Below are 23,967 nucleotides of genomic sequence, written 5' to 3'. Positions count from 1 at the left end.
TCAAATAGTTTAGGAGTGAGGATATTATATGATTAAAGCTGAGTGGCTGAAGATCTTTAAAACAAGAAAAATGCTTGTGTCAATCATTGCTGTATTATTTATTCCAGTAATGTATGCGGGTATGTTTTTATGGGCGTTTTGGGATCCTTATGCGGGGCTTCCTAATCTTCCAGTAGCTGTTGTTAATGAGGATACTGGTGCTGAGATGGATGGCGTTAAATTAGACTTAGGGGATACCTTGGTCGATAAATTGATAGATAGCGAGCAATTTAACTTTATAGAAGTTTCAAAAGATGAAGCTGAAAAAGGCTTAAATAGTCGTGACTATTATATGATTTTAGAAATTCCAACAAATTTCTCTGAACATGCAACAACACTATTAGATGACAAACCATCAAAATTAGTAATGAACTACATTCCAAACGAGGGATTGAACTTCCTTGGTGCTCAAATTGGTGAGACTGCAATGGATCGTGTACGCGCTGAAGTAAATTCTCAAGTATCAGCGACTTATGCTGAAAAATTATTTGATTCCATTGCAACACTTGGAGATGGCTTTACAGAAGCTGCAGATGGCTCAAATAAGCTAGATGAGGGTGCACAAAAAGTAGCGAATGGTGCAAAAGATTTAAAAGGATATCTGGAGCAACTAGCATCGAGCACAGTTGAACTATCAAATGGTACTGATAAATTAACAAAAGGTGCGGGAGATGCCGCAAAAGGCGCGAATGACTTATCTAGTGGTTTAGTCAAACTACAAGATGGTACTGTTCAATTACAACAGGGTGCACAGCAAGCTGCAAATGGAGCAACGAGCCTTGAACAGGGGTTATCACAATATACACAAGGTGTTGCAAAAGTTGGTGCTGGTTTAAACACTTTAAACGACAAACAACAGCAAATTAGTGCAGGTGCAGCATCTATTGCTGAGAATGCCGGTGCATTGAATGGTGCGGCAACTCAATTAACAGCGGGATCTGCAAAAGTAGAGGCAGGCATTACAGCCCTATCAAATCAATTACAAACGATGATGGCTTCAATGCCTGAAGAGCAAGCAGCAGCGTTGAACCAAACATTAGCGGAACTACAGGCAGGTAGTGCTAGTGTGCATAACGGTTTAACATCTTTATCAGCTGGTACAGAAAAATTACAAGCTGGTGCCAATCAAGTAAGCTCTGGGGCAACTCAAATTGCAGCAGGTCAAGCAGAAGTGCTAGCTGGTGCGAATGCATTAACAGCTAAAAGTAATGCTTTATTGGAAGGTGCAAAAGGTCTACAAGCAGGTAATGCTACATTAGCTGCAAAATTAGGTGAACTACATGCCGGTGTGAATACAGCTGTAACAGGTTCAAAAACATTAGCATCTGGTTTAAATGAATTAGCAAATGGTACAACAACATTAAATCAAGGTACTTCAACACTTGCTTCAAAATCTGGTGAGCTAGCACAAGGATCTGCAACACTAGCAGATGGTTCTACGGAGCTTGCAGATGGTACAGCTACTTTATCTGGTAAATTAGGTGAGGCTAGTGAAAAAGCAAATGAAGTTAAAGCAAATCAAGACACGTATGATATGGTAGGTAGTCCAGTTGAAGTTGAAAAAGAGTCTGTAAACCATGTTCCTAACTATGGTACAGGTTTTGCACCGTACTTTATTTCTCTAGGTTTATTCGTAGGTGCATTATTAATTTCAATTGTGTTCCCACTTGTTGAACCTGCTATTCGTCCTAAAAACGGGGCATCTTGGTTTACAAGTAAAGTGACTGTACTAGCAGTCGTAGGTTTAGTGCAAACATTACTAACAGTAGTTATTGTCAAATGGGGTCTAGGCCTCGAAGTGAATAGCATGGGCTACTTTATTTTAACAGCCTTATTAACAAGCTATGTATTTTTAGCTTTAATCCAAATGCTTGTTTCGATCTTTGGTGACCCTGGTCGTTTCATGGCAATTGTTGTACTAATTTTACAATTAACAACAAGTGCAGGTACATTCCCATTAGAATTAATACCTTCACCATTACAAGTATTTAACAAGCTATTACCGATGACATATACAGTTCAAGCATTTAAATCAAGTATTTCTACTGGTGATACGTCATTCTTAATGCAAAACTATGGAGTACTAGCTGGCTTCTTAGTAGCATTCTTAGCGATCACATTTGGTTACTTTATGCTACTGCACAATAAACGTTACTCTAAAGTAGCTGAAGAAAACTAATCATGAAGCACTCACCTAATGTACGGTGAGTGCTTTGTTGTTCATAGGGGTTATGTAATAATTCTTCAGCCTCAAATGACATAAATAAAAACGAAGCTATCTATAGAAATTTTATGAAGAAAAGTATGGATTTCCATTGCGGCCATTTGTTTTTAAGTAGGTGAGCTGCTCCCTCTGGACGCTGGCAGAACGGAAATCCCCCTTCCCTTGCCAAAAGGTCTTTCTCTGCTAGTGATTGTCTTTTTCAAAAACATAAAAACAACAGCTGATATGAGCGTATCAGCTGTTGTTTTTTGTAAGTGTAAGAGATTTAATTAAGGGTTCATCAAAATATGATGAAGGGTGTCATGATTGCTACGTGTGGGGCACGTATATGACTATATCAGAATAGGCAAATGCTTATAGGTGGTTACATTTTTCACAAGTGTTGCTGTAGCATTCGCTTTGTTCTTCCATTTTTTCACCGCACTCAGTACATTGCTTAGCAGGTAAATTCTTGAAAAATTCAACTACGTTTTCTAACATTGTGGACTCCTCCTTTAAGTTCATCTGTACTATTACTGTTTTGATATTTTCTAGTGTATTATAACAGATGCTTTTCGTCAACACAAAATGCCTAATTTACGGTAAAATAAATATGGATATTTTGTGAAGGAGGAAACGTGAACTATGATTTTCGTTGATAATAAAGGGATCCATGATCCACGCATTAATCTTGCTATTGAGGAGTATTTGTTAAAAACAATGGACGTTGAGAAAGAGCCAGTGCTCCTTTTCTACATTAATCAACCGTCTATCATCATCGGTAAAAACCAAAATACGATTGAAGAAATCAATACAGACTATGTAGAGGACAATGGCATTATTGTTGTGCGCCGTCTTTCAGGTGGTGGTGCTGTTTATCATGATTTAGGCAATCTTAACTTCAGCTTTATTACAAATGATGATGGCGATAGCTTTATGAACTATAAAAAATTCACGCAACCAGTCGTTGACGCTCTAGCAAAAATGGGTGTGAATGCAGAGCTCTCAGGACGTAATGATATACTAGCAGAGGGACGTAAAGTTTCAGGAAATGCTCAGTTCTCTACAAAAGGACGTATGTTCAGCCATGGTACATTGATGTTTGATACAGAAATCGATGCGGTTGTCTCAGCCTTAAAGGTCAAAAAGGATAAAATCGAATCAAAAGGTATTAAATCAATTCGCTCTCGAGTAGCAAACATTTCAGAGTTTTTAAAAGAGCAAATGACAGTTGAGGAATTCCGTCTTGAAATTTTAAAATCCATTTTTGGCGGGGAAGAAAATATTCGTTATTATGAGCTAACCGAAGATGATTGGGCAAATATCCACAAGCTATCAGAGGAACGCTATCAAACATGGGAGTGGAATTTTGGGAAATCACCACGCTTTAATATTCAAAAAACACACCGATTCCCAACAGGAGGCATTGACATTCGCCTAGAAGTAAATCATGGTGTGATGGAAGAAGTGCATATTTTTGGAGATTTCTTTGGTGTCGGTGATATGGCTGATATAGAACAGCGCTTAGTTGGGACAAACTATGACAGAGCGGCAATTGCTAAGGCATTAGCAGACATTGATATCCCTACATATTTTGGTGGAATTTCAACTGAGGACTTTTTACAATTAATTTATTAAGGAAAATACGGTTTCATGTAATGTTTTAGCCTAAAGGTTCGCTGACAATTATGTCGTCGAACCTTTTTTTGATACAATATAGAAAGAAAGGAGTGTTGATATGGAAAAGCATCGAATATTCATAGTTGAAGATGATGTCAAGATTGCATCATTACTAGCGGAAACGCTTAGAAAATATCAATACGAAGTTGCAACAATTCAAGAATTTGATCATCTTATAGAAGAATTTACAGCATTTAATCCACATATGGTGCTGCTTGATATAAATTTACCCGCTTACGATGGCTATTATTGGTGTCGCCAGCTACGTCAGCATACAACATGTCCAATAATTTTCATTTCTGCACGCTCAGGAGAAATGGACCAAATCTTTGCACTTGAAAATGGGGGCGACGATTTTATTACAAAGCCTTTTAACTACGAAATTGTGTTGGCTAAAATCCGTAGTCATCTACGCCGTACATATGGTGAATATGCAGCAAGGCAAGAAGAACGGACAATCAAGCAAGGACAGCTTGTACTTCATTTAGAAAGAATGGAGCTACATAAAAATGATTTAGAAATTCCACTTCAGAAAAAAGAATGTATCATCTTAGAGCTATTGATGGGCAATGCACCGAAAGTAGTTTCGCGTGAGCAATTGTTAGAGGAGCTTTGGGACGATCAAGCATTTGTCGATGAAAACACTTTGAATGTGAATATGACCCGAGTTCGAAAAAAGTTAGCGGATTATCATATATCGTCAACAATCGAAACGGTACGTGGTGCAGGCTATCGATTCATATTAAGTGCAGGTGAGCTATAGTGGGCTGGAAACTTTTTTTACGTGATTATGCATCATTTATTGTGTTCCAGCTCTTATTAGTTGGCTTCATCATGGTTATCTATGCACTAGACGGTTTTCGAAATATTGATACGGCTATTTATTCCTTTTGTATTAGCCTTGTGCTATTAGCATCTTTTTTACTTGTCCGCTATTTAATGCGGCAACGCTACTTATTGAAGATAACTCAGCTTCCATCAGCAATGGAGGATGTGCTACAAAAAAATGCAAAAACGCCAGAAGCTATACAAACTGAGAAGTATATGCATGAATTGTATCGACTTTATCAACATGAGCTGCATGCTTTATATGCAAGTCAAAAAAGGCATGATCAATTTATGAACCAGTGGGTCCATCAAATGAAAACACCTATTTCAGTGATTGAATTATTATTACAAGATGACCGACCTCTTGATAAAAAGAATGTTCAGGAGGAAATCGATCGCTTGCGTAGAGGATTAGACATGGTACTTGTTAATGCACGCCTAGAAAATTTTGAGGATGATATGCAAGTAGAGCGAGTTGCGTTAAAAGGTATTGTAACTGCAACTGTTAATGAAAATAAACGTTTATTTATTACGAAAAGAGTTTTCCCGGAAATTCATATTGACGACGATCTAATTGTTGCCAGTGATTCAAAATGGCTTCGTTTCATTCTTGGACAATTTATCACCAATGCAGTGAAATACACGTTTGAAGCCAATAAAAAAATTGTTATTTCTGCCATTGAAAAGGATGACTATGTACAACTTGCGATTTGTGATGAGGGTATTGGGATTCCAGCTTCCGATCTTTCTCGTGTTACGAAAGCCTTTTTTACTGGCGAAAATGGGCGGAAAACAGGTGAATCAACTGGAATGGGCCTTTATTTAGCCAAAGAAATCTGTGAAAAGCTAGGGCATGAGCTGGCTATTACATCAGAGGTAGGAAAAGGGACGATTGTGACAGTAACATTTACAAATTAGGGGGCACTAGGATGGTAGAGGTACGTATAGAAGATTGGAAACTAACGATTGATAAGGAGAAAACAAATGCGCTTTATATGACACATCTGCAAGCGGGAGATCCATTAGCCTATCAAAATTTTATCCTGGCAAATGAAAAGTTAGATGAAGAACTACTGCATTTTTCAAAGAGCCTTGGGTTAAACTTACAGCAACCAACATTATTGAATGCTTTTCCTGTAGACGGTCAACAGATTATGTATAGTGGGTATTATACTGTATGTGGGGAAATCGTAGAGGGAGAAATGGATGCTTGGGATGTGATTATTGGGGAGCATTGCTTTAGTTTAGTAGAGGAAGAGTCAATACTGGCTTTAACAGAGCCTCATTTTCACATTGGTTTTGAGGTCGTTTTACAGTGGCTTTTACCCCAATCCTTAGAATTAATGAAGAAATAAGGTGAATGAAGTATGCCTATTTTACAAATTAAAGATGTGACAAAAGTGTACGAAGGTAAAGTAACGCATCGTGCATTAAATCAATTGAGCTTTGACGTGGAAGAAGGCGAGTTTTTAGCTGTTATGGGGCCCTCAGGAAGCGGTAAAACGACATTGTTGAATATTATTTCGACCATCGATGAACCAACTAGTGGAGAAATCATTTTAGATGGAATGAATCCACATAAGTTGAATGCAACAGAGCTTGCCTATTTTAGAAGAAGACAGCTTGGCTTTGTGTTTCAGGATTTCAATCTTTTGCATATGCTGACGGTCGAGGAAAATATCGTGTTGCCCTTAACGTTAGATCAACAGCCGCTAGAGGTAATGGAGGAGCGTCTGGCAAGTATTGTAGAAAAGCTAGATTTAACTTCCTTCCTTCATAAACGTCCAAATGAAATATCTGGGGGACAGGCACAAAGAACAGCAATTGGTCGTGCGCTTATTCATAATCCTAGTCTCATTTTAGCGGACGAACCTACAGGTAATTTAGATTCAAATTCTTCACGTGATGTGCTTGAACTATTGACAAAGGTGAATCAGGATAAACAAACGACAATCGTGATGGTCACGCATGATCCAATTGCAGCAAGTTATTGTGATCGAGTGTTATTCATTAAAGATGGTGAATTTTTTAATGAAATTTATCGAGATGACCGCCGTCAGATGTTTTTCCAACGTATTTTAAATGTTTTGAGCTTACTAGGAGGAGGGCAAGTAGGTGACCTTTCGACAATTCGCTTACCGTAATGTCGTGCGGAACAGCCGGATATATGGCGCCTTTTTCATGGCAAGCTTTTTTTCTGTGGCTGTATTTTTTATCTATTCCATGCTGATGTTTCACCCTGATATTGAACGTGGGATATTAGGGGAGATGTCTCTCATTGGGATGGTGGGGGCTGAAATTGTTCTCGTCCTGTTTACATTATTCTTTTTATATTATTCCATGAGTGCCTTTTTAGAGGCCAGATCACATGAATTTGCTATTTTATTGCATTTGGGAATGGAAAAACGTCAGATGAATAAACTTGTCTTTTTAGAGACAATGATTATTGGAACAGGCTCCATTATTGTAGGGATTGTCTTTGGTTTCTCCTTTTCAAAATTCTTTTTTATGATTGTTCGAGAAATTTTACATTTAGAAGATTTACCACTCTATATTTCATGGGAGCCATTTTTATTAACGATTGGTGTTTTCACAAGTGCATTTTTCGTCATTTCCTTTATTAGTGTGTATTTTACACGAGAGAGAAAATTACGAGATCTTATAAAAGGCAGTGATTATTTAAATAGCTTAACAACGTATTCCAAAATACGAGCTTTCTATGGTATTGCTTTAATTGTAACGACGTATATTCTCGCGTTTGTTGTCGGACATACATCACTAATTGGGCTAACGCTGTTAATACCATTTTCCGCAACATTTGGCACCTATTATTTTTTCAGTGATTCTGTACCTTGTTTTTTAGATTTAGCACGTGGGAAACGCAAATATCATTGGCAACGCTACCGTCTACTATCGCTAGCAGAACAAACGCATATAATGATGGATAACGTGAAAATGTTTTTCGTTGTGACGATGGTATCGACACTTGCATTTTTATCTGTTGGTGTTTTAGCAACAATGTCCTCCTATACAACGCAATATGATCGATTAAATCCACTCGGGTTGGTTTATAAAGGGGATGTCGATAATCCATATGAACGGGAGCATATCAATTCTTTAAGGCTGCAATTAGAGGAAAAAGGTTTATCTTATCAGCTATCCCGTTTTATTGTTGTGAAGCAAACCTCCTCTTTCACTCGAAATGAAGTGGAGGTTTTTCGAGAGTCCGATATGAATGTCCTGCTTTCTTCCTACAGTTATCCATTATTGAATCTGGAAGCAGGTGAGGCAGTATTCATTCCTTATTCGGAGGATTCCCTAAAAAAATTAAAAGATCGAGTTGTGCATACTGTTTTAGAAGAAAACAATATACCGCTCACTATTGATAGTGTCTATCCAAAAATAGTGTTTCCAGGCTCGATTGTCAGTGTCAATTCGATTGTCATTAGTGATGAAGACTTCGCGAAGCTTATTCATCCGATTTCCGATCAAGACATTATTCAACCAAGCTATCATCTATTTACATTTGTTATTCCTCAATGGATGGAAACGAAGGATATTGGTAAGGATATCGATCATCTAGAATCCAATTTATATTTTATTAAAAAGGATAAGTTTAGCCCTTTTTACTTTGAAAATGCAGGATTAAATTATTCTTATATACTAGCTACCTACTCATTATTTACATTAGTGGGTGTTTTAGTAGCCACTGTATTTTTACTTGCAGCTGGTAGCTTTATCTATTTTAAATTGCATACATCCCTCGAACGTGAAAAGCGTAAATTTGATGTATTAAAACGTATGGGTTTAACAGATACAGAGTTAAAAAAGCTAGTTAATCGCCATTTGTTTCCCCAATTCTTTTTACCTTGGGGTGTTGCGATGATGCATAGTGCCTTTGCTTTTCTAATGGTTCAAGGTATTTTAAGGGACATTGCGAATATATCGATTGTAAAAGAAGTATTCTTTGCTTTTGGCTTTTTTGTATTAATACAAGTGGTTTATTTTTATTTAATTCGATGGCGCTATATCTCCCATATTCGCTCATGAAGTAATGGTTTAAAAGAGAAAAAAATGAATTATTTAACGTAATTTATGACATGAGATAAAAAGACTCATTGTTTTTTAGATATATTTCTTATATAATATTACTGAATAACGATTCATTTTATACGATAAGGGGATGGTGTAATTGAATTTAGTTTCACGTGTTCGTCAACAGGCAACAGAACAACCTGAAAAAGTGGCGTATCATTTTATGGGGAAAGATACGACTTACGGGGAATTTGAGCATACAGTTGGCCGCTTTGCAAAGGGATTACAAGATTTAGGCGTTGAAAAAGGGGATCATGTGGCGTTTTTACTCGGCAACACGCCACACTACTTAATTGCCCTCTATGCAACAATGCGCTTAGGGGCAACAGCAATACCTGTTAATCCAATCTATACACCGGATGAAATTTCTTACATTTTGCATAATGGAGATGTAAAAGCAGTCATTGCTCTGGATATGTTGCTGCCATTGGTTGAAAAAGGTGTACAAGCATTTCCACAGGTAAAAACATTTATAGTTTGTGAAACCACACCAGATATAGCGGAAAAAGTGGCAGCTTTATCACCACAAGCACAAGAAAAAACATATTTATTTACACATGTAATCGCCAAAACCACTCAATCTTTACAACCTGTTGAAGTTGCAGAGGATGACAATGCTATTATTTTATATACTTCAGGAACTACAGGTAGTCCAAAGGGAGCCATGCTGACACATGGCAATGTGTACTCAAATGCACGTGATGTTGCGCATTATTTAGGCATTAATGCAGAGGACCGTGTTATTGCGACACTACCTGTATTCCATGTATTTGCCTTAACGGTAGTGGTGAATGCGCCTTTATTAAGTGGGGCAACAGTTTTACTTGCACCACGCTTTAGCCCTAGCGAAATTTTTGCTTTAGCACGAGAGCAAAAAGCAACGGTATTTGCTGGTGTTCCTACTATGTATAATTTCTTGTACCAATTACCTGAGGGCAATCCTGAAGATTTCTCGACAATTCGTTTAGCTATTTCAGGTGGTGCCTCCTTGCCTGTTGCGCTACTACATAATTTCGAACAGAAATTTAATGTGCGTGTGTCAGAGGGCTATGGCTTATCCGAAGCTTCACCCGTGACATGTTTTAACCCATTAGATCGTGATCGTAAAGCTGGCTCTATTGGAACATCCATTAGCAATGTCGAGAATAGAGTTGTTGATGTTAATGGTCAGGAAGTACCTGTGGGCGAAGTTGGAGAGCTAATTGTACGTGGTCCAAATGTGATGAAGGGATACTATAAAATGCCTGAAGAAACGGCGATGGCGATTCGTGACGGCTGGCTCTATACAGGAGATTTAGCAAAGGTAGATGAAGAAGGGTATTTTTACATTGTTGACCGCAAAAAGGATATGATTATTGTAGGGGGCTTTAATGTTTATCCTCGGGAAGTGGAGGAAGTGCTGTTTGCCCATAATAATATTGTAGAGGCAGCGGTGGTAGGCTTCCCAGACCCTAACTTAGGGGAAGCTGTACATGCCTACGTTGTGTTGAAAGAAGTGGCTGCTACTACAACAGACGATCTACTATCCTATTGTGCTAAACATATGGTGAAGTATAAGGTTCCGAAAGTAATTGAAATACTGGATGAACTACCAAAAAACACAACAGGAAAAATATTAAGACGCTCATTAAAAGAAAAAGTTTAAACGAGAAAAGCTACTATTGAAAAATGGTAGCTCTTTTTTTGTACATTATTCTTATAATAGTAAAATCAGTTGAGAGTAGATGTCTGTAAGTGATAAAATCAAACTTGTGAAATCTTCTACATACTTTTCAAGAGCTTGTCATATAGTGAGGAAGTAATGTAAAAAGACGTACAAAACTGGAACCCTTTGAGGTGAAGCCACGTCAAAGCTTTTAGGTAAAAATACTATTGAAAGAGAGCATACAAAAACATGTTAGAACTCATTAAGGAGTTAATAAGTTTTATTGTGCATATCGATGTGCATTTAGAAGAAATTATTCGTGATTTTGGCAATTGGAGCTATCTTATTTTATTTGCGATTGTTTTTGTAGAAACAGGGGTTGTTATTTTCCCATTCTTACCTGGTGATTCCTTGTTATTTGCAAGTGGAACATTAGCTGCGGCAATGGGCGCATTCGATATGTGGATTTTAATCCCTGTATTTTTAGCTGCAGCTATTTTGGGAGATACGATGAACTATCATATTGGACATAAGGTAGGGACATCTATTCCGCCAAAGAGCCTCCTCGGTAGAGTTGTTAAGAAAGAGCGTATGGAAGCAGCTGAAAAATTCTTTAATACACATGGTGGGAAAACGATCGTAATCGCACGTTTCATGCCATTTATTCGTACATTTATCCCGTTTGTGGCGGGTGCAAGTAAAATGAAATATAGTTATTTCTTATTTTATAATATTTTTGGTGCAATTTTATGGGTATTCAGTTGTACGTTATTAGGTTACTTCTTTGGGAATATTCCAATTATTAAAGATAACTTCTCAGTTGTACTGATTCTGATTATCTTTATATCAGTTGTGCCTGCAGTGATCGGTGCAATAAAATCCAAAGTCGGTAAATAATATGGACAGTCCTTAAGTGATTCATCATCACGGGGACTGTTCTTTCTTTATTATTTGCTGAAAAAGCCAAGTTGGCATGTTAAGTTAGCTTGAAGTATAAGCATCAGGTCGTAAAAAATGTTATACTATAAATTACTAGAAAATGGAGAAATGGGGGACAATGGAATGGAAGTATTCATTGGCAGACAGCCTATATTTAATCTTCATGAGCAAGTCGTTGCATATGAATTGTTATACCGTAGCAAAAATGTAAATGCCTTTCCAATGGTCGATTCAGATGCAGCAACGATTGATGTACTTGTGAACTCATTTCTTTCAATTGGTTTTGAAGAGGTAACGAAAGGTAAGCCTGGCTTTGTTAATTTTACTGAAAACTTATTGATGAGCTCTATACATGAATTTTTAAATCCCTCACAGGTAGTGATTGAGATATTAGAGGATGTTCCACTTACCTCTCAATTAGTGGAGCGTGTAATTGAGCTAAAAAAACAGGGGTTTCAAATTGCCTTGGATGATTTTATGATGGATGATCAGGTGGAAGTTTATGATGAATTATTTGCACAAATTGATTATATTAAGGTGGATTTTTTAGCTTCTTCTATCGTAAAAAGAATGGAAATCGAAAATAAAGTTAAGGAGAAATTTCCACATATTCAATTGCTCGCTGAAAAGGTAGAGACGCGTCATCAATTTGAAGTCGCTAAATCCTCAGGCTATGTGTTATTTCAAGGTTATTTTTTTGAACAACCGCAAATAATACGAGCAACAGACATTCCAGCAAATGCGATTCAATATATTCACATTATCTCTTTACTAAAAGAGGAAGAACCAAATATTCATTTGTTAGCGGAAAATATTGAACGTGATATTTCATTGACATACAAATTATTGCAAATGATTAATAACTCATCTAAACGTTCTAAATCTAAAGTGCGCTCCATCAAGCAAGCGATTGTGTTATTGGGCGTATCCAATTTACGAAAATGGATTTATTTATTGGCCATGCGTGAAATTGATATTGATGCTGATTCTGATCTTTTTAAAGAAGTGATGTGTACGTCTTTATTCCGAGCTAAGGTTTGTGAAAAACTAGCTAAGCTTGCTTATAAAAAGAATTTCTCAGAATATTTTTTAGTCGGCATGTTTTCTCTAATTGACACATTACTTCAAAGACCGATGAATGTTATTTTACAGCAGCTACCATTCTCAGAGGCTATTACGAATACTATTTTAGGCTTTGAAACGGAAATGACCCCATATTTGGAGTTTAGTATTGCGTTAAGTAAACTTGATTGGCCGCGATTAGAAGAGCTAGCTGTACAGTTGAATATTCAGTTAGTTGACATTGATCTTTTATATTATGAAGCCATCGAATGGGCAGAAAAATCATTTTAAACCAAATCAACAAAAGCTATCTTATTGAATACTGTAAGATAGCTTATTTTATACCTTCCACAATCTAGTATCCCTTCATCATGATGAAGTTCTCAATGCTAAAAGTATTTGCTATAATCATCTCGTCTTTAAAAAATTCTGATAGTTGAAGTGGGCGTGGGGAAATGAAACATGATGTGAGAGATAGCATTGTGGAGTATGTGTATGTCATTGTAGGAGCGGCAATAATTGCTATTGGTTTTAATGTCTTTTTATTACCAAATCAAGTCGCTTCAGGTGGGGTAAGTGGAATAAGTACGATTTTGCATGGTTTATTTGGTTGGAATCCGGGAATTGTTCAGTATGCATTTAACATTCCGCTTTTTATTGCTGGTGTTTTATTATTGGGCAAAAAATTTGGAATAAAATCCTTTATTGGGACAATTACATTACCTTTTATCGTCTTATTAACAAATAGCTGGGAGCCTTGGACTGATAATCCTTTATTGGGTGCTCTTTTTGGTGGAATTGTTGTTGGCCTAGGAATAGGACTGGTCTTTAAGGGGAATGCTTCAACTGGTGGCACTGATTTACTGGCGCAAATCATTACGAAGTTTACAGGATTGTCGCTTGGAACAAGTGTGCTGTTAATAGATGGCGTTATCGCAATTAGTGCAGCAATTGTTTTTGACTTAGAAAAAGGTTTGTATGCTCTGATTGGACTTTATGTTACCACAAAAACGATTGATATTATTCAGCTAGGTTTTAGTCAGTCTAAAATGGTCTATATCATTACATTGAAACAAGATGAGGTAAGGGAAGCCATTTATGCTGAAATTAATCGAGGTGTAACGAAGTTACCAGCAATTGGAGGGTATACAGGAGAAGCACGACCAGTTCTGATGGTTGTTGTTTATCAAACAGAATTCACAAAGCTGAAACAACTCATTAAAAGCGTTGACCCATCAGCGTTTGTTATCGTTTCTGATGCATATGAGGTATTAGGAGAAGGTTTCAAACGTGCATAATTTTGGTATAATGGCGGCGTAAGGTATTTATTATGAGGAGGGGTACTAATGAAAAAAGCAATGTTAACATTAGTGTTCGGATCAGCAATCTTCTTAGCAGCATGTGGCGGCGGAGATAAAACTGCATCTAATAATGGTAATGAAACTGCTACAGAGCCAGATGGCGAAGCAATAGCGATGAAATCTTGTGTTACTTGTCATGGTGGCGAGCTACAAGGTGCAAATGGTCCAGCATTAAATGATGTAGGTTCACGTTTGTCTGAATCAGAAATTTTAGATATTATAAATAATGGTAAAAACGGCATGCCTGCAGGATTAGTAAAAGGTGCAGATGCTGAAGCTGTTGCTAAATGGTTAGCAACTCAAAAATAATTGCTTTTTAAAAACTAGCGGGCTGGAGAGCCGCTAGTTTTTTTAGTGCAAGTAAACGCTGTATTGAGAGTAAATACATTTCTTTTACACATAGACATGCTAAAATAAGATGAACCTTATCCATTGATTGGAGGCTTTTTCATTGGTCGTAGTATTAACAAGAGATGTTATGGAGAAATTTAAATTAGAGTTATTAGCTGGTGAAGAAGGAATAGGCAGGACAATTGTGACAAGTGATATCTCAAGACCAGGGCTTGAGATGGCAGGATACTTTACTCATTATCCAGCAAATCGAGTACAATTGCTTGGCAAGACTGAACTTTCCTTTTTTGAAATGCTCCCAGCGGATGTTAAGCTTGAGCGTATGCGTTTACTTTGTTCACAGGATACACCTGCTATTATTATTTCTAGAGATTTAGAAGTACCAGAGGAGCTTATTCAGGCCTCAAACGAAAAGCATGTACCTGTGTTTAAAACACATATGACAACAACCAAATTTTCGAGTAGATTGACGAACTACTTAGAGGGGCGCTTAGCTCCAATGACAGCAGCACATGGTGTACTTGTCGATGTGTATGGCATTGGTGTGCTTATAATCGGTAAAAGCGGCGTAGGTAAAAGTGAAACAGCACTTGAACTTGTAAAAAAGGGTCATCGTTTAGTTGCTGATGATTGTGTTGAAATTCGTCAAGAATCAGAAAACCTATTAATTGGAAGCCCTCCACCTTTGTTAGAGCACTTATTGGAAATACGAGGCATTGGCATTATTGACATTATGACACTCTTTGGTGCAAGTGCAGTACGCCCCTATAAACGTATTACCCTCATCATTGAGCTCGAAATATGGGATCCACAAAAAGTTTATGATCGATTGGGCTTAGAAGAAGAAAAAATGAAAATAATTGACACGGAACTAACAAAATTAACAATTCCAGTAAGACCTGGACGCAATGTCTCCGTTATTATTGAAGTGGCAGCGATGAACTATCGTTTAAAGAAAATGGGCGTCAATGCGGCAGAGGAATTTTCAAGACGTTTAGATGAAGTGATTTCATCAAATGATGTGTTAGACGATTAAAAAGCGAACAACATTGTTCATGACATATTGAGAGGAGTAGAAGATGGATTTATTACTATTGCAAATTGACCCGATTGCCTTTCATTTAGGACCAATTCCAGTTCGTTGGTATGGATTGCTGATTGTGTCGGGAATCATTTTAGCTTATGTTGTTGGGCAAAGAGAGGCCGTTAAGCGAGGTTTGCCTGAAGACTTTCTTGCAGATTTATTATTATGGGCAGTTCCTATATCCATTATCTGTGCACGTATTTACTATGTGTCAATGCGATGGGATTACTATAGCGAAAATCCAGGCAAAATCATAGAGATATGGAATGGTGGTATTGCCATCCATGGTGCACTCATCGGGGCATTTGTCACAGCTTACATATATACTCGTATAAAAAATGTAAGCTTTTTACGAGTAGCAGATATTGCAGCACCTAGTATTTTAATCGGGCAGATTATTGGTCGATGGGGCAACTTTATGAACCAAGAGGCCTATGGTGGCGAGGTATCAAAAGCATTTTTAGAAAACCTAATGCTACCAGACTGGATTATTAATCAAATGTATATTGAAGAATTAGGTTCATATGTTCATCCCACTTTTTTATATGAATCGATTTGGAACCTAATTGGGCTTATTATTCTATTAGCTTTGCGTAAAGTGAACTTACATCGTGGAGAAATATTCTTTAGCTATTTAATTTGGTATTCAATTGGTCGTTTCTATATCGAAGGAATGCGCACAGATAGCCTTTACTTAGTGGGAGATTTACGTTCAGCACAGGTTGTATCCATTATCGGTATTGTAGTTGGTCTAGGTGCAATTATTTATCGTAGAATAAAGGTGAAACCAGCCGTAAAATACTTGGATAATAAATAAGGGGTTGTAAAAGATGGCTGTTAAGGCACTACTATTTGATTTCGATGGGACTTTACTAAATACAAATGATTTAATCATTCAAACATTTATGCATGTATTAAATGAGCGATTTCCCGGGCAATATTCGCCAAAAGATTGCCTGAAATTCATTGGTCCATCATTGAAACAGACATTTAATGACATTGCACCAGGTGAAGAAGACGATTTGATAGAGATGTATCGCGCTTGGAATATTGCACACCATGATGACCTAGTCAGCCAATATCCTGATGTTGTGTCAACTCTAGAGCAGTTAAAAGCTCAAGGTATAAAATTGGCTATTGTGTCGACGAAACGTAATGAGACCATCGATCGTGGACTTGCTATTCTTGGTGCAACGCATCTATTTGATGTGCGTATTGGTACAGATGATGTGAACAATGTGAAGCCTGATCCAGAGCCAGTATTGCTTGCGTTGGAACGATTAGGGATAGAAAAAGACTATGCGATTATGATTGGTGATAATTCGCACGATATTGAAGCTGGACATCGTGCTGGTGTAAGAGCAGCGGGTGTTGCTTGGGCAATTAAGGGAGAGGCTTACTTACAGCAGTATCAACCAGAATATATGTTGCAGCATATGTCAGATTTATTTGATATTGTGAAAGAGGGGTAAGGTAGATGGCGCGTAAGACAGAACGTTACCGTGTCGAAGGAGCCAATTCACTTTGGAATATATATGACACGGTGTCCTTTTGGAAGGTGATGAAGTGTTTCATTGTCATTCAAGTTGGACGCTTCACACCATTTTTACGTGTGAAAAACTGGCTATATCGTACTTTTTTAAACATGACTATTGGTAAGCAAACGTCATTAGCCTTAATGGTCATGCCAGATACCATGTTTCCTGAACGTATTTTCATTGGAGACAATACTGTGATTGGTTTTAATACAACCATTTTAGCGCATGAATATTTAATAGAGGAATATCGCTTAGGTGATGTTCATATCGGAAAAGAAGTAATGATAGGGGCAAATACAACTATTTTACCAGGTGTAACAATTGGTGATGGTGCTATTGTTTCAGCTGCCACTCTTGTACATAAGGATGTGCCAGCAGGCTGTTTAGCAGGGGGTAATCCAATGCGAATAATATATACTGCTGAACAAATGGCTGAGCGCAAACGTAATGAGGCTGTAGAGTGGTGTACACCAAAGAAATAATAAAAACTCACGTAGTATAGTGATATACTTCGTGAGTTTTTTGCATAAAAAGCTACTCCCAAAAACACTAGTTTTTGGAGTAGCTTTTACTGTTTAAGCAAGAGCTGCGTCATAATCTGATTTGAATTCACAAGTGTCATGATCACCTAAGCAAGTTGTTTCAACAAAAGTTGATTTAATTGCAGTCCCATCAATGTCTTCAGTTGTGTGAAGTGTTACCTTGTCACCAGGATAAAACTCGCCTTTACAAATACTAACGATCATTTGCTCACTAATTTGTACGAATGGACATGCCATAATAAATCCCTCCAATGCATAATGTATGTGGTTCTTTTTGTTATTAATGCTATTCTATATTAAGTTTTTTGAAATGTAAAAAGGAAAATAGAATGAGAGTAATAATCAATAAATGTATTGATATAAAAGTATTATTGATGATAATGAGATTGAGAATCATTTTAAGTGATTGGCTAAAAATAATTATATAGATATAATTATTGGATTTCGATATTGAGAATACTCTATTGAAAACTCTTTATTTTTATCAATGATTTGTTAAGAGAGAATCATTATCAATTTTTAGCGAATACTTAAAGTGATTAAAAATTAGTTTGTCACAATTTGGACATATTCTCATTGTCACTAAAGTATTTTGTCAAATTATAAGTAAAATGAGTCATGCTTTTTTTGGAAGTCTTTGCAATTCAATGTGTATAATTAACAGAATAATAAGTATTTAAAGATTTCGATAATTAATAAGGATATCGTTGACTGTATTAATGAAATAAGTTAAAATTCTTTCATAATCTAATTCTCTAATACTCTAGTGAATTAAAGTGAAATGTGAGGAAGTGTCCATATGTCGTCGATAAAAATGTTTGAAAAGCCACTTGGAATGCGCGATACATTCCCGCAAATCTATGAGAAAGTTGAAGCAGTTAGACATGCGGGCAGAGACTTTTTATATAAAAGGGGTTATGAGTTTATTAAAACGCCTGCGGTGGAGTATTTCGATACAGTGGGGAAGGCTTCAGCGATTGCTGATGCTCATTTATTTAAGCTAGTGGATAGCCAAGGAAATACGTTAGTGCTGCGACCTGACATGACTACACCGATTGCTCGAGTAGCTACATCGAAACTATTAAAGGAAATGATCCCACTACGTCTTGCCTATTTTGCAAGCGTTTTTCGGGCTCAGGAAGCAGAGGGAGGCAGGCCTGCTGAGTTTGATCAAATGGGGATTGAGTTAATAGGTGATCAATCAGTTTTTGCCGATGCAGAAGTTATTGTAACGGCAATGGAGCTATTAAAGCATTTTAAATTGGAAGAGTTTAAAATCACAATTGGACATGCTGGTATATTAAATTGCATTTTACAAGATTACACAGAGAGTATCGAACAGCAAACAACGCTTAGAACATTGCTTGTCCAACGAAATTACGTAGGGTTTGAAGAAGCAGTAGAGTCATTTGATCTGCCTAAAGCTAAATCCGATGCCCTCTTACAATTTATTGAAGAAGCCATGAATGTCAGAGATATACGAGATATTGAAAAATATGTCCGCAAAAATGATGCATTAGAATATATGCAACAACTTGCTCAACTACTTGAAATGGCTGATTTAGCTGATTATGTAGCTTTCGATTTCACACTTTCGAGTCATATGAGTTATTACACGGGTATGCTATTTGAAGTATTTGCTGTGGGAAGTGGCTTTTTATTAGGAAATGGTGGTCGTTATGATGGCTTGTTAGAAGTTTTTGGTTCAAAGGTTGGTGCTACAGGATTTAGTATTCGTGTGGATCGTTTATTAGAAACATTAAACGGGCAATCAGTGAAACGACAGGAAGCAACAGTTGTTCTTTTTGAAGAAGAACAATTTGAGGAAGCTTTACTAAAGGTTAAAAATTTACGAGCAGCAGGAAAATTAGCTACTTTGCAGTTACGTAGTAGTCTAGTCGATGAGGCGGCCTTTTTAGCACACTTTACAGAAGTGGTGGTAGTTGGACAGGAGGAAGTTGGCGGTGAATGAATTAACGATTGCAATGCCCAAAGGAAGAATCTTTGAAGAGGCATATCAAATGTTGTTAGAGGCAGGTTTTAATTTACCAGAAGAAGTAGAAATGTCACGTAAATTAATGATTGAAATACCAAAGGAAAAAATTCGCTTTATTTTATCAAAGCCAATGGATGTTCCTGTCTATGTTGAACATGGTGTTGCTGATATTGGTATTGCTGGTAAGGATGTTTTGTTAGAGCAACAGCGAGAAGTGCACGAATTACTTGATTTGAAAATTAGTAATTGCTATATCGCTTCTGCAGGCCTACCAAACACCTCCATGAATGAGATTGCGCCTAGAATTGCTACGAAATATCCGAATATTGCCATGAAGTACTACAAAGGCATTGGAGAGCAAGTGGAAATTATCGAGCTCAACGGTTCTATTGAATTAGCACCAATGATTGGCTTAGCTGATCGAATTGTCGATATTGTCTCTACAGGTCGTACATTAAAAGAGAACGGCTTAGTAGAATATGAATTTATTACTGCTGTCTCTTCTCGATTAATTGCAAACCCTGTAAGTTATCGTATGAAAGGTGAGCGTATTATTGATCTTGTGAGGCGGTTAAAGAAATGTGTAAATGAGCAGAAAAAGTAATCATTTGTAGCTACATATGAAGGACTAAAGGGGATTAATCCTATGAAAATAACAAAGCTTGAAAAAGGCATTTCCTTAAAAAGACCACTTGAAGGAGGGAATGAAGAACAAATAAAAGTTGTACGACAAGTGCTTTCGGATGTTAAGACACAGGGAGATGCGGCGTTACGCACCTATACTGAGCGATGGGATGGCTATGTCCCTAAAAATTTACGTATCTCTGAAGAAGAAATACAAGAAGCAGTAAGTGAACTCGATCCTCAACTATATAAGGACTTAGCGGAAGCAGCAGAAAATATTCGTTTTTATCATGAACAACAGATACGTTCAGGGTATCACCTAGAACTGGGAGATGGTTCTTGGTTAGGCCAACGGGTAACAGCTTTAGATGCAGTAGGACTATATGTTCCAGGTGGTACAGCTGCCTACCCTTCATCAGTCTTGATGAATGTAATACCAGCGCAGGTCGCAGGGGTGAAACGTATTGTTATTACTTCACCTGCAGGGCTAAATGGGAAACTACCAGCAGGTGTACTTGTGGCGGCTCACCTTTTAGGGATTGATGAGATTTATAAAGTTGGTGGGGCACAAGCAATAGCTGCACTTGCCTATGGCACGGAAACAATTTCCCCAGTCGATAAAATAACAGGTCCAGGAAATATTTATGTGGCACTTGCCAAACGAGAGGTATTTGGAGAAGTAGCCATTGATATGATTGCGGGACCGAGTGAAATTGCTGTGCTGGCTGATGACACAGCCTATCCTGATGAAATTGCTGCAGACCTTTTATCACAAGCAGAGCATGATCCACTAGCTTGTTCAATTCTTGTCACAACCTCAGAGCAATTAGCCAAAAAAGTAGCTGAGGAAGTAGAGAAGCAGCTGCTGAACTTACCGCGTCAAGAAGTAGCTCGTGCTTCCATAGAGAAATTTGGGGTAATTTATGTAGCTGAAACATTGGCAGATGCAGTGGAAGCCATTAATTCATTAGCACCGGAGCATTTAGAAATTGTGATGGAAAATGCGGAGGCGTTAGCTGAGCAAATAAGACATGCTGGTGGTATTTTTATAGGTCGGTATAGTTCTGAGCCAGTTGGTGATTATTTTGCAGGGACCAATCATGTACTTCCAACTAATAGTACGGCTCGTTTTGCAAGTGGCTTAAATGTTGATGATTTTGTGAAAAAATCAAGTATTGTTTACTATAGTGAAAAAACCTGGAGAGACAACGCACCAAAAATTGCACGTTTAGCGCGTATGGAAGGCTTAGAGGGCCATGCTCGTGCAGTGGAATCACGTGGATGGGAGAAGGAATAGGACGATGACAGAAAAGAAACGATATGCAAAGATAGAGCGTACAACGAATGAAACGCAAATTTCTGTAGCAATTGATTTAGATGGTGAAGGCAAGGCAGATATCCAAACAGGCGTGGGGTTTATGGACCATATGCTTGACTTATTTATTAAGCATGGACTATTTAACGGCACAATACATGCAAATGGCGATACTTATATTGATGATCACCATACAACAGAGGACCTTGGTATTGTATTAGGACAGGCTGTTCGAGAAGCACTTGGTGATAAGAAAGGCATAAAACGCTATGGTAACGCCTTTGTACCGATGGATGACGCACTAGCTCAGGTAGTGGTCGATTGCTCGAATCGACCTCATCTAGAGTACCGTGTGCCAGCATTAAAAGAAAAAGTAGGAACGTTTGATACAGAATTAGTGCATGAATTTTTATGGAAATTTGCCCTTGAGGCAAGGATGAATGTTCATGTAATTGTACCTTATGGACAAAATACACATCACATTATTGAGGCAATTTTCAAAGCATTAGCACGTGCGATTGATGCCGCTGTGGAAATTGACCCGCGTGTTAAAGGCGTACCATCGACTAAGGGGCTGTTGACGTGAAAATAGGTGTCATTGATTATGGAATGGGTAATTTATTTAGTGTGGAGCAGGCATTAAAAAGGCTAGACTGTGAAGTTATTATAACTGCTGATGAGAAGGCATTAGATACAGCTGACGCACTTTTATTACCAGGGGTGGGTGCATTCCCTGATGCCAGAAAGCGTTTAGCTGAAACAAACTTAGATCAATATTTACAGAAGGCACAAAGAGAAAACCGTCCACTTTTAGGAATTTGTCTAGGTATGCAATTATTATTCGAGCAAAGTGATGAAGTAACCCCAACAAAAGGGCTAGGGTTTTTCAAGGGGTGTATTAAACGCTTTAGTGGTAGCCAAGAGGGCCATGCATACAGAGTACCACATATGGGGTGGAATGAACTAATTGTGACAAATCGTCCTGCATGGTTACACAATGAAGTATCAGCGAAGCATGTCTATTTTGTTCACTCCTTTTATGCAACAGATATCGTAGAATCAGAGCTTGTTGCCTATGCTGATTACTTCGGCATTCAAGTACCTGGTATTGTGATGAATGGTTCTGTGACTGGCATGCAATTTCACCCTGAAAAATCAGGGGAATTAGGTGTTTATTTATTAGAGCAATGGTTGGAAGGTGTGAAGGCATGCTAACAAAACGTATTATCCCATGTCTTGATGTGAAGGAAGGTCGTGTTGTAAAAGGTATACAATTTGTCTCTATCCGAGATGCAGGAGATCCCGTGGAGCTTGCGAAGTTCTATGATGAACAAGGAGCAGATGAGCTTGTATTTTTAGATATTTCTGCATCACATGAAGGTCGAGAAACGATGGTAGATGTCGTTCGTCAAACAGCGGCTACGCTTGCCATACCCTTTACTGTTGGCGGAGGCATTCGTACGTTGGATGATATGAAGCGTATTTTACGAGCAGGTGCTGATAAAGTTTCAGTGAATACATCCGCGCTGGAAAGACCTGCCCTTATTCAGGAAGGCTCTGATTACTTTGGCGCACAATGCATTGTTGTAGCAATCGATGCTCGCTATAGTGAGGAAGATGGCACATGGATGGTTTATACACATGGTGGTCGCAACAAAACCCCTTGGTCAGCCATTGAGTGGGCCAAAGAGGCTGTACGCTTAGGAGCTGGTGAGATTTTATTAACAAGTATGAATCAAGATGGAGAAAAATCAGGCTTTGATTTAGCCTTAACCAAAGCAGTGCGTGAAGCTGTGACAGTTCCTGTGATTGCTAGTGGTGGAGCGGGACATGCCGAACATTTTTACGAAGTATTAGCACAAGAGGTAGATGCAGATGCTGCACTAGCAGCCTCTATCTTCCATTATAAAGAAACAAGTGTAGCGCAAGTAAAGGAATACTTACGTGAAAAAGGAGTGGCAGTAAGATGATAGAGAACATTCAATTTGATGAGAGAGGTCTTGTTACAGCTGTAGTACAAGATGCCAATACAAAAGAGGTATTAACAGTAGCTTATATGAATAAGGAGTCATTAGCTAAAACAATTGACTCAGGGGAAACTTGGTTTTATTCTCGTTCCCGTCAAGAGCTTTGGCATAAGGGAGCAACAAGTGGCCATACACAACAGGTGGTTTCAATCAAAGCGGATTGCGATCAAGATGCTTTAATAGTGGAGGTTCTACCGACAGGGCCAGCATGTCATAATGGGACAATTTCTTGCTTCACTGAGGTTATTCAGCAAAAAGAGAAGGTAGGCTCTGTGGACATCGTTTCTAAACTTGCTCGTGTCATCGAAAAGCGAGAGCAGGAAATGCCAGAAGGAGCGTACACTACATATTTATTTGATAAGGGCATTGATAAAATCTGTAAAAAGGTTGGGGAAGAAGCAACAGAGGTGGTCATTGGTGCCAAAAACCGAGATGCTGAGGAAGTAAAATGGGAGGCAGCTGATTTAATTTATCACCTACTCGTATTATTACAAGAACAAAAAGTAAGCATTTATGATGTTCTGCATGTGTTGGAAAAACGTCACGAGGAGAAATAACAGCATATTATTGATTGTGTGGTATAATAGGAGTTACTGTGTAAAGGAACGTAGAATACGTTCCTTATTTCTTGTTTCGGA

The 23,967-nt window shown here is 37.9% G+C and carries 25 protein-coding genes; 23 read left to right on the top strand and 2 right to left on the bottom strand.

The genetic code is table 11. The features are described 5' to 3' along the window. Window positions 1-28: 28 nt before the first annotated feature. Entirely contained in the window at window positions 29-2,218 is a 2,190-nt protein-coding gene (locus MKY76_RS19455) for a YhgE/Pip domain-containing protein (protein WP_342557050.1), read from the top strand. A gap of 399 nt (window positions 2,219-2,617) precedes the next feature. Here the strand turns inward: MKY76_RS19455 and yhfH are convergent, their stop codons facing one another. Continuing rightward, complete coding sequence (gene yhfH, locus MKY76_RS19450; RefSeq protein ID WP_004230455.1) at window positions 2,618-2,743, bottom strand: protein YhfH; 126 nt, start codon at window positions 2,741-2,743, stop codon at window positions 2,618-2,620. Between the two features lie 144 nt (window positions 2,744-2,887). Between yhfH and MKY76_RS19445 the strand changes: the two genes are divergently transcribed. The 15 genes from MKY76_RS19445 (at window position 2,888) to MKY76_RS19375 (ending at window position 17,307) form a co-directional block, all read left to right on the top strand. Next, window positions 2,888-3,880 carry a lipoate--protein ligase gene (locus MKY76_RS19445; RefSeq protein ID WP_048390817.1) on the top strand — a complete coding sequence of 331 codons (993 nt, stop codon included), beginning with the start codon at window positions 2,888-2,890 and terminating at the stop codon, window positions 3,878-3,880. Window positions 3,881-3,980: 100 nt separating this feature from the next. After that, window positions 3,981-4,685 carry a response regulator transcription factor gene (locus MKY76_RS19440; RefSeq protein WP_004230457.1) on the top strand — a complete coding sequence of 235 codons (705 nt, stop codon included), beginning with the start codon at window positions 3,981-3,983 and terminating at the stop codon, window positions 4,683-4,685. Next, window positions 4,685-5,668, top strand: a complete 984-nt coding sequence (locus MKY76_RS19435; protein ID WP_048390819.1) for a sensor histidine kinase — start codon at window positions 4,685-4,687, stop codon at window positions 5,666-5,668. Before MKY76_RS19440 ends, MKY76_RS19435 begins: the two co-directional genes overlap by 1 nt. 11 nt (window positions 5,669-5,679) lie before the next feature. Beyond that, complete coding sequence (locus MKY76_RS19430; protein ID WP_048390821.1) at window positions 5,680-6,105, top strand: hypothetical protein; 426 nt, start codon at window positions 5,680-5,682, stop codon at window positions 6,103-6,105. A 12-nt stretch (window positions 6,106-6,117) separates the two neighbouring features. Continuing rightward, on the top strand, window positions 6,118-6,894 hold the full coding sequence (locus MKY76_RS19425) for an ABC transporter ATP-binding protein (RefSeq protein ID WP_004230460.1): 777 nt from the start codon (window positions 6,118-6,120) through the stop codon (window positions 6,892-6,894). Further along, window positions 6,866-8,800, top strand: coding sequence for an ABC transporter permease (locus MKY76_RS19420; protein WP_066037085.1), 1,935 nt, complete (start codon window positions 6,866-6,868; stop codon window positions 8,798-8,800). The genes MKY76_RS19425 and MKY76_RS19420 overlap by 29 nt, the downstream gene beginning before the upstream one ends. A 142-nt stretch (window positions 8,801-8,942) precedes the next feature. Next, entirely contained in the window at window positions 8,943-10,490 is a 1,548-nt protein-coding gene (locus MKY76_RS19415) for a fatty acid--CoA ligase family protein (protein ID WP_342557049.1), read from the top strand. 249 nt (window positions 10,491-10,739) lie between these two features. Beyond that, a complete protein-coding gene (locus MKY76_RS19410) occupies window positions 10,740-11,387 on the top strand; it encodes a VTT domain-containing protein (protein WP_048390828.1) in 648 nt (215 codons plus the stop codon). A 117-nt stretch (window positions 11,388-11,504) separates the two neighbouring features. Continuing rightward, a complete protein-coding gene (locus MKY76_RS19405) occupies window positions 11,505-12,782 on the top strand; it encodes an HDOD domain-containing protein (protein WP_342557048.1) in 1,278 nt (425 codons plus the stop codon). A gap of 164 nt (window positions 12,783-12,946) precedes the next feature. After that, a complete protein-coding gene (locus tag MKY76_RS19400; RefSeq protein ID WP_004227970.1) occupies window positions 12,947-13,789 on the top strand; it encodes a YitT family protein in 843 nt (280 codons plus the stop codon). A gap of 48 nt (window positions 13,790-13,837) precedes the next feature. Further along, on the top strand, window positions 13,838-14,161 hold the full coding sequence (gene cccB, locus MKY76_RS19395) for a cytochrome c551 (protein WP_048390832.1): 324 nt from the start codon (window positions 13,838-13,840) through the stop codon (window positions 14,159-14,161). A 142-nt stretch (window positions 14,162-14,303) separates the two neighbouring features. Continuing rightward, the gene (hprK, locus tag MKY76_RS19390) at window positions 14,304-15,239 is read left to right on the top strand and encodes an HPr(Ser) kinase/phosphatase (protein ID WP_004227974.1); all 936 of its coding nucleotides are present in this window, start codon (window positions 14,304-14,306) and stop codon (window positions 15,237-15,239) included. Between the two features lie 43 nt (window positions 15,240-15,282). Next, window positions 15,283-16,104, top strand: coding sequence for a prolipoprotein diacylglyceryl transferase (gene lgt, locus MKY76_RS19385; RefSeq protein WP_328023596.1), 822 nt, complete (start codon window positions 15,283-15,285; stop codon window positions 16,102-16,104). A gap of 13 nt (window positions 16,105-16,117) precedes the next feature. Continuing rightward, entirely contained in the window at window positions 16,118-16,759 is a 642-nt protein-coding gene (ppaX, locus tag MKY76_RS19380) for a pyrophosphatase PpaX (protein WP_048390836.1), read from the top strand. 5 nt (window positions 16,760-16,764) lie between these two features. Continuing rightward, window positions 16,765-17,307 carry an acyltransferase gene (locus tag MKY76_RS19375; protein WP_048390838.1) on the top strand — a complete coding sequence of 181 codons (543 nt, stop codon included), beginning with the start codon at window positions 16,765-16,767 and terminating at the stop codon, window positions 17,305-17,307. A 93-nt stretch (window positions 17,308-17,400) separates the two neighbouring features. On the opposite strand, the gene MKY76_RS19370 is transcribed toward MKY76_RS19375, so the two are convergent. Continuing rightward, window positions 17,401-17,604: a hypothetical protein gene (locus MKY76_RS19370; RefSeq protein WP_257962194.1), complete on the bottom strand. Its 204-nt coding sequence runs from the start codon at window positions 17,602-17,604 to the stop codon at window positions 17,401-17,403. A gap of 562 nt (window positions 17,605-18,166) precedes the next feature. Between MKY76_RS19370 and MKY76_RS19365 the strand changes: the two genes are divergently transcribed. From MKY76_RS19365 to hisIE, 7 genes are read left to right on the top strand one after another with little or no spacing between them, the layout of a single operon-like run. Then, window positions 18,167-19,339, top strand: coding sequence for an ATP phosphoribosyltransferase regulatory subunit (locus tag MKY76_RS19365; protein WP_328023597.1), 1,173 nt, complete (start codon window positions 18,167-18,169; stop codon window positions 19,337-19,339). After that, on the top strand, window positions 19,332-19,967 hold the full coding sequence (gene hisG, locus MKY76_RS19360; RefSeq protein WP_328023599.1) for an ATP phosphoribosyltransferase: 636 nt from the start codon (window positions 19,332-19,334) through the stop codon (window positions 19,965-19,967). Before MKY76_RS19365 ends, hisG begins: the two co-directional genes overlap by 8 nt. A gap of 42 nt (window positions 19,968-20,009) precedes the next feature. After that, on the top strand, window positions 20,010-21,284 hold the full coding sequence (gene hisD, locus MKY76_RS19355) for a histidinol dehydrogenase (protein WP_328023601.1): 1,275 nt from the start codon (window positions 20,010-20,012) through the stop codon (window positions 21,282-21,284). Window positions 21,285-21,288: 4 nt separating this feature from the next. Further along, window positions 21,289-21,888: an imidazoleglycerol-phosphate dehydratase HisB gene (hisB, locus tag MKY76_RS19350; protein WP_004227994.1), complete on the top strand. Its 600-nt coding sequence runs from the start codon at window positions 21,289-21,291 to the stop codon at window positions 21,886-21,888. After that, window positions 21,885-22,517: an imidazole glycerol phosphate synthase subunit HisH gene (gene hisH, locus MKY76_RS19345; protein ID WP_342557047.1), complete on the top strand. Its 633-nt coding sequence runs from the start codon at window positions 21,885-21,887 to the stop codon at window positions 22,515-22,517. The genes hisB and hisH overlap by 4 nt, the downstream gene beginning before the upstream one ends. After that, window positions 22,511-23,272 carry an imidazole glycerol phosphate synthase subunit HisF gene (hisF, locus tag MKY76_RS19340; RefSeq protein ID WP_054549568.1) on the top strand — a complete coding sequence of 254 codons (762 nt, stop codon included), beginning with the start codon at window positions 22,511-22,513 and terminating at the stop codon, window positions 23,270-23,272. The genes hisH and hisF overlap by 7 nt, the downstream gene beginning before the upstream one ends. After that, window positions 23,269-23,886 (top strand): bifunctional phosphoribosyl-AMP cyclohydrolase/phosphoribosyl-ATP diphosphatase HisIE, encoded by a 618-nt coding sequence (hisIE, locus tag MKY76_RS19335; RefSeq protein WP_048390853.1) that lies wholly within the window; start codon window positions 23,269-23,271, stop codon window positions 23,884-23,886. Before hisF ends, hisIE begins: the two co-directional genes overlap by 4 nt. The last annotated feature ends 81 nt before the right edge of the window (window positions 23,887-23,967 follow it).

Origin of the sequence: Lysinibacillus sp. FSL P4-0201, from assembly GCF_038593425.1 — a bacterium.
Lineage (GTDB): Bacteria > Bacillota > Bacilli > Bacillales_A > Planococcaceae > Lysinibacillus > Lysinibacillus capsici.
Note: the sequence above shows the minus strand (reverse complement) of the source record. Positions and strands in the feature narration are given on the sequence as shown.

Bases quoted from the DNA above. Each gene is read 5' to 3' on its own strand.
- MKY76_RS19455 (WP_342557050.1), top strand. From the start codon at position 29: ATGATTAAAGCTGAGTGGCTGAAGATCTTTAAAACAAGAAAAATGCTT.
- yhfH (WP_004230455.1), bottom strand. From the start codon at position 2,743: ATGTTAGAAAACGTAGTTGAATTTTTCAAGAATTTACCTGCTAAGCAA.
- MKY76_RS19445 (WP_048390817.1), top strand. From the start codon at position 2,888: ATGATTTTCGTTGATAATAAAGGGATCCATGATCCACGCATTAATCTT.
- MKY76_RS19440 (WP_004230457.1), top strand. From the start codon at position 3,981: ATGGAAAAGCATCGAATATTCATAGTTGAAGATGATGTCAAGATTGCA.
- MKY76_RS19430 (WP_048390821.1), top strand. From the start codon at position 5,680: ATGGTAGAGGTACGTATAGAAGATTGGAAACTAACGATTGATAAGGAG.
- MKY76_RS19425 (WP_004230460.1), top strand. From the start codon at position 6,118: ATGCCTATTTTACAAATTAAAGATGTGACAAAAGTGTACGAAGGTAAA.
- MKY76_RS19410 (WP_048390828.1), top strand. From the start codon at position 10,740: ATGTTAGAACTCATTAAGGAGTTAATAAGTTTTATTGTGCATATCGAT.
- MKY76_RS19405 (WP_342557048.1), top strand. From the start codon at position 11,505: ATGTTATACTATAAATTACTAGAAAATGGAGAAATGGGGGACAATGGA.
- MKY76_RS19400 (WP_004227970.1), top strand. From the start codon at position 12,947: ATGAAACATGATGTGAGAGATAGCATTGTGGAGTATGTGTATGTCATT.
- cccB (WP_048390832.1), top strand. From the start codon at position 13,838: ATGAAAAAAGCAATGTTAACATTAGTGTTCGGATCAGCAATCTTCTTA.
- lgt (WP_328023596.1), top strand. From the start codon at position 15,283: ATGGATTTATTACTATTGCAAATTGACCCGATTGCCTTTCATTTAGGA.
- ppaX (WP_048390836.1), top strand. From the start codon at position 16,118: ATGGCTGTTAAGGCACTACTATTTGATTTCGATGGGACTTTACTAAAT.
- MKY76_RS19375 (WP_048390838.1), top strand. From the start codon at position 16,765: ATGGCGCGTAAGACAGAACGTTACCGTGTCGAAGGAGCCAATTCACTT.
- MKY76_RS19370 (WP_257962194.1), bottom strand. From the start codon at position 17,604: ATGGCATGTCCATTCGTACAAATTAGTGAGCAAATGATCGTTAGTATT.
- MKY76_RS19365 (WP_328023597.1), top strand. From the start codon at position 18,167: ATGTCGTCGATAAAAATGTTTGAAAAGCCACTTGGAATGCGCGATACA.
- hisD (WP_328023601.1), top strand. From the start codon at position 20,010: ATGAAAATAACAAAGCTTGAAAAAGGCATTTCCTTAAAAAGACCACTT.
- hisB (WP_004227994.1), top strand. From the start codon at position 21,289: ATGACAGAAAAGAAACGATATGCAAAGATAGAGCGTACAACGAATGAA.
- hisF (WP_054549568.1), top strand. From the start codon at position 22,511: ATGCTAACAAAACGTATTATCCCATGTCTTGATGTGAAGGAAGGTCGT.
- hisIE (WP_048390853.1), top strand. From the start codon at position 23,269: ATGATAGAGAACATTCAATTTGATGAGAGAGGTCTTGTTACAGCTGTA.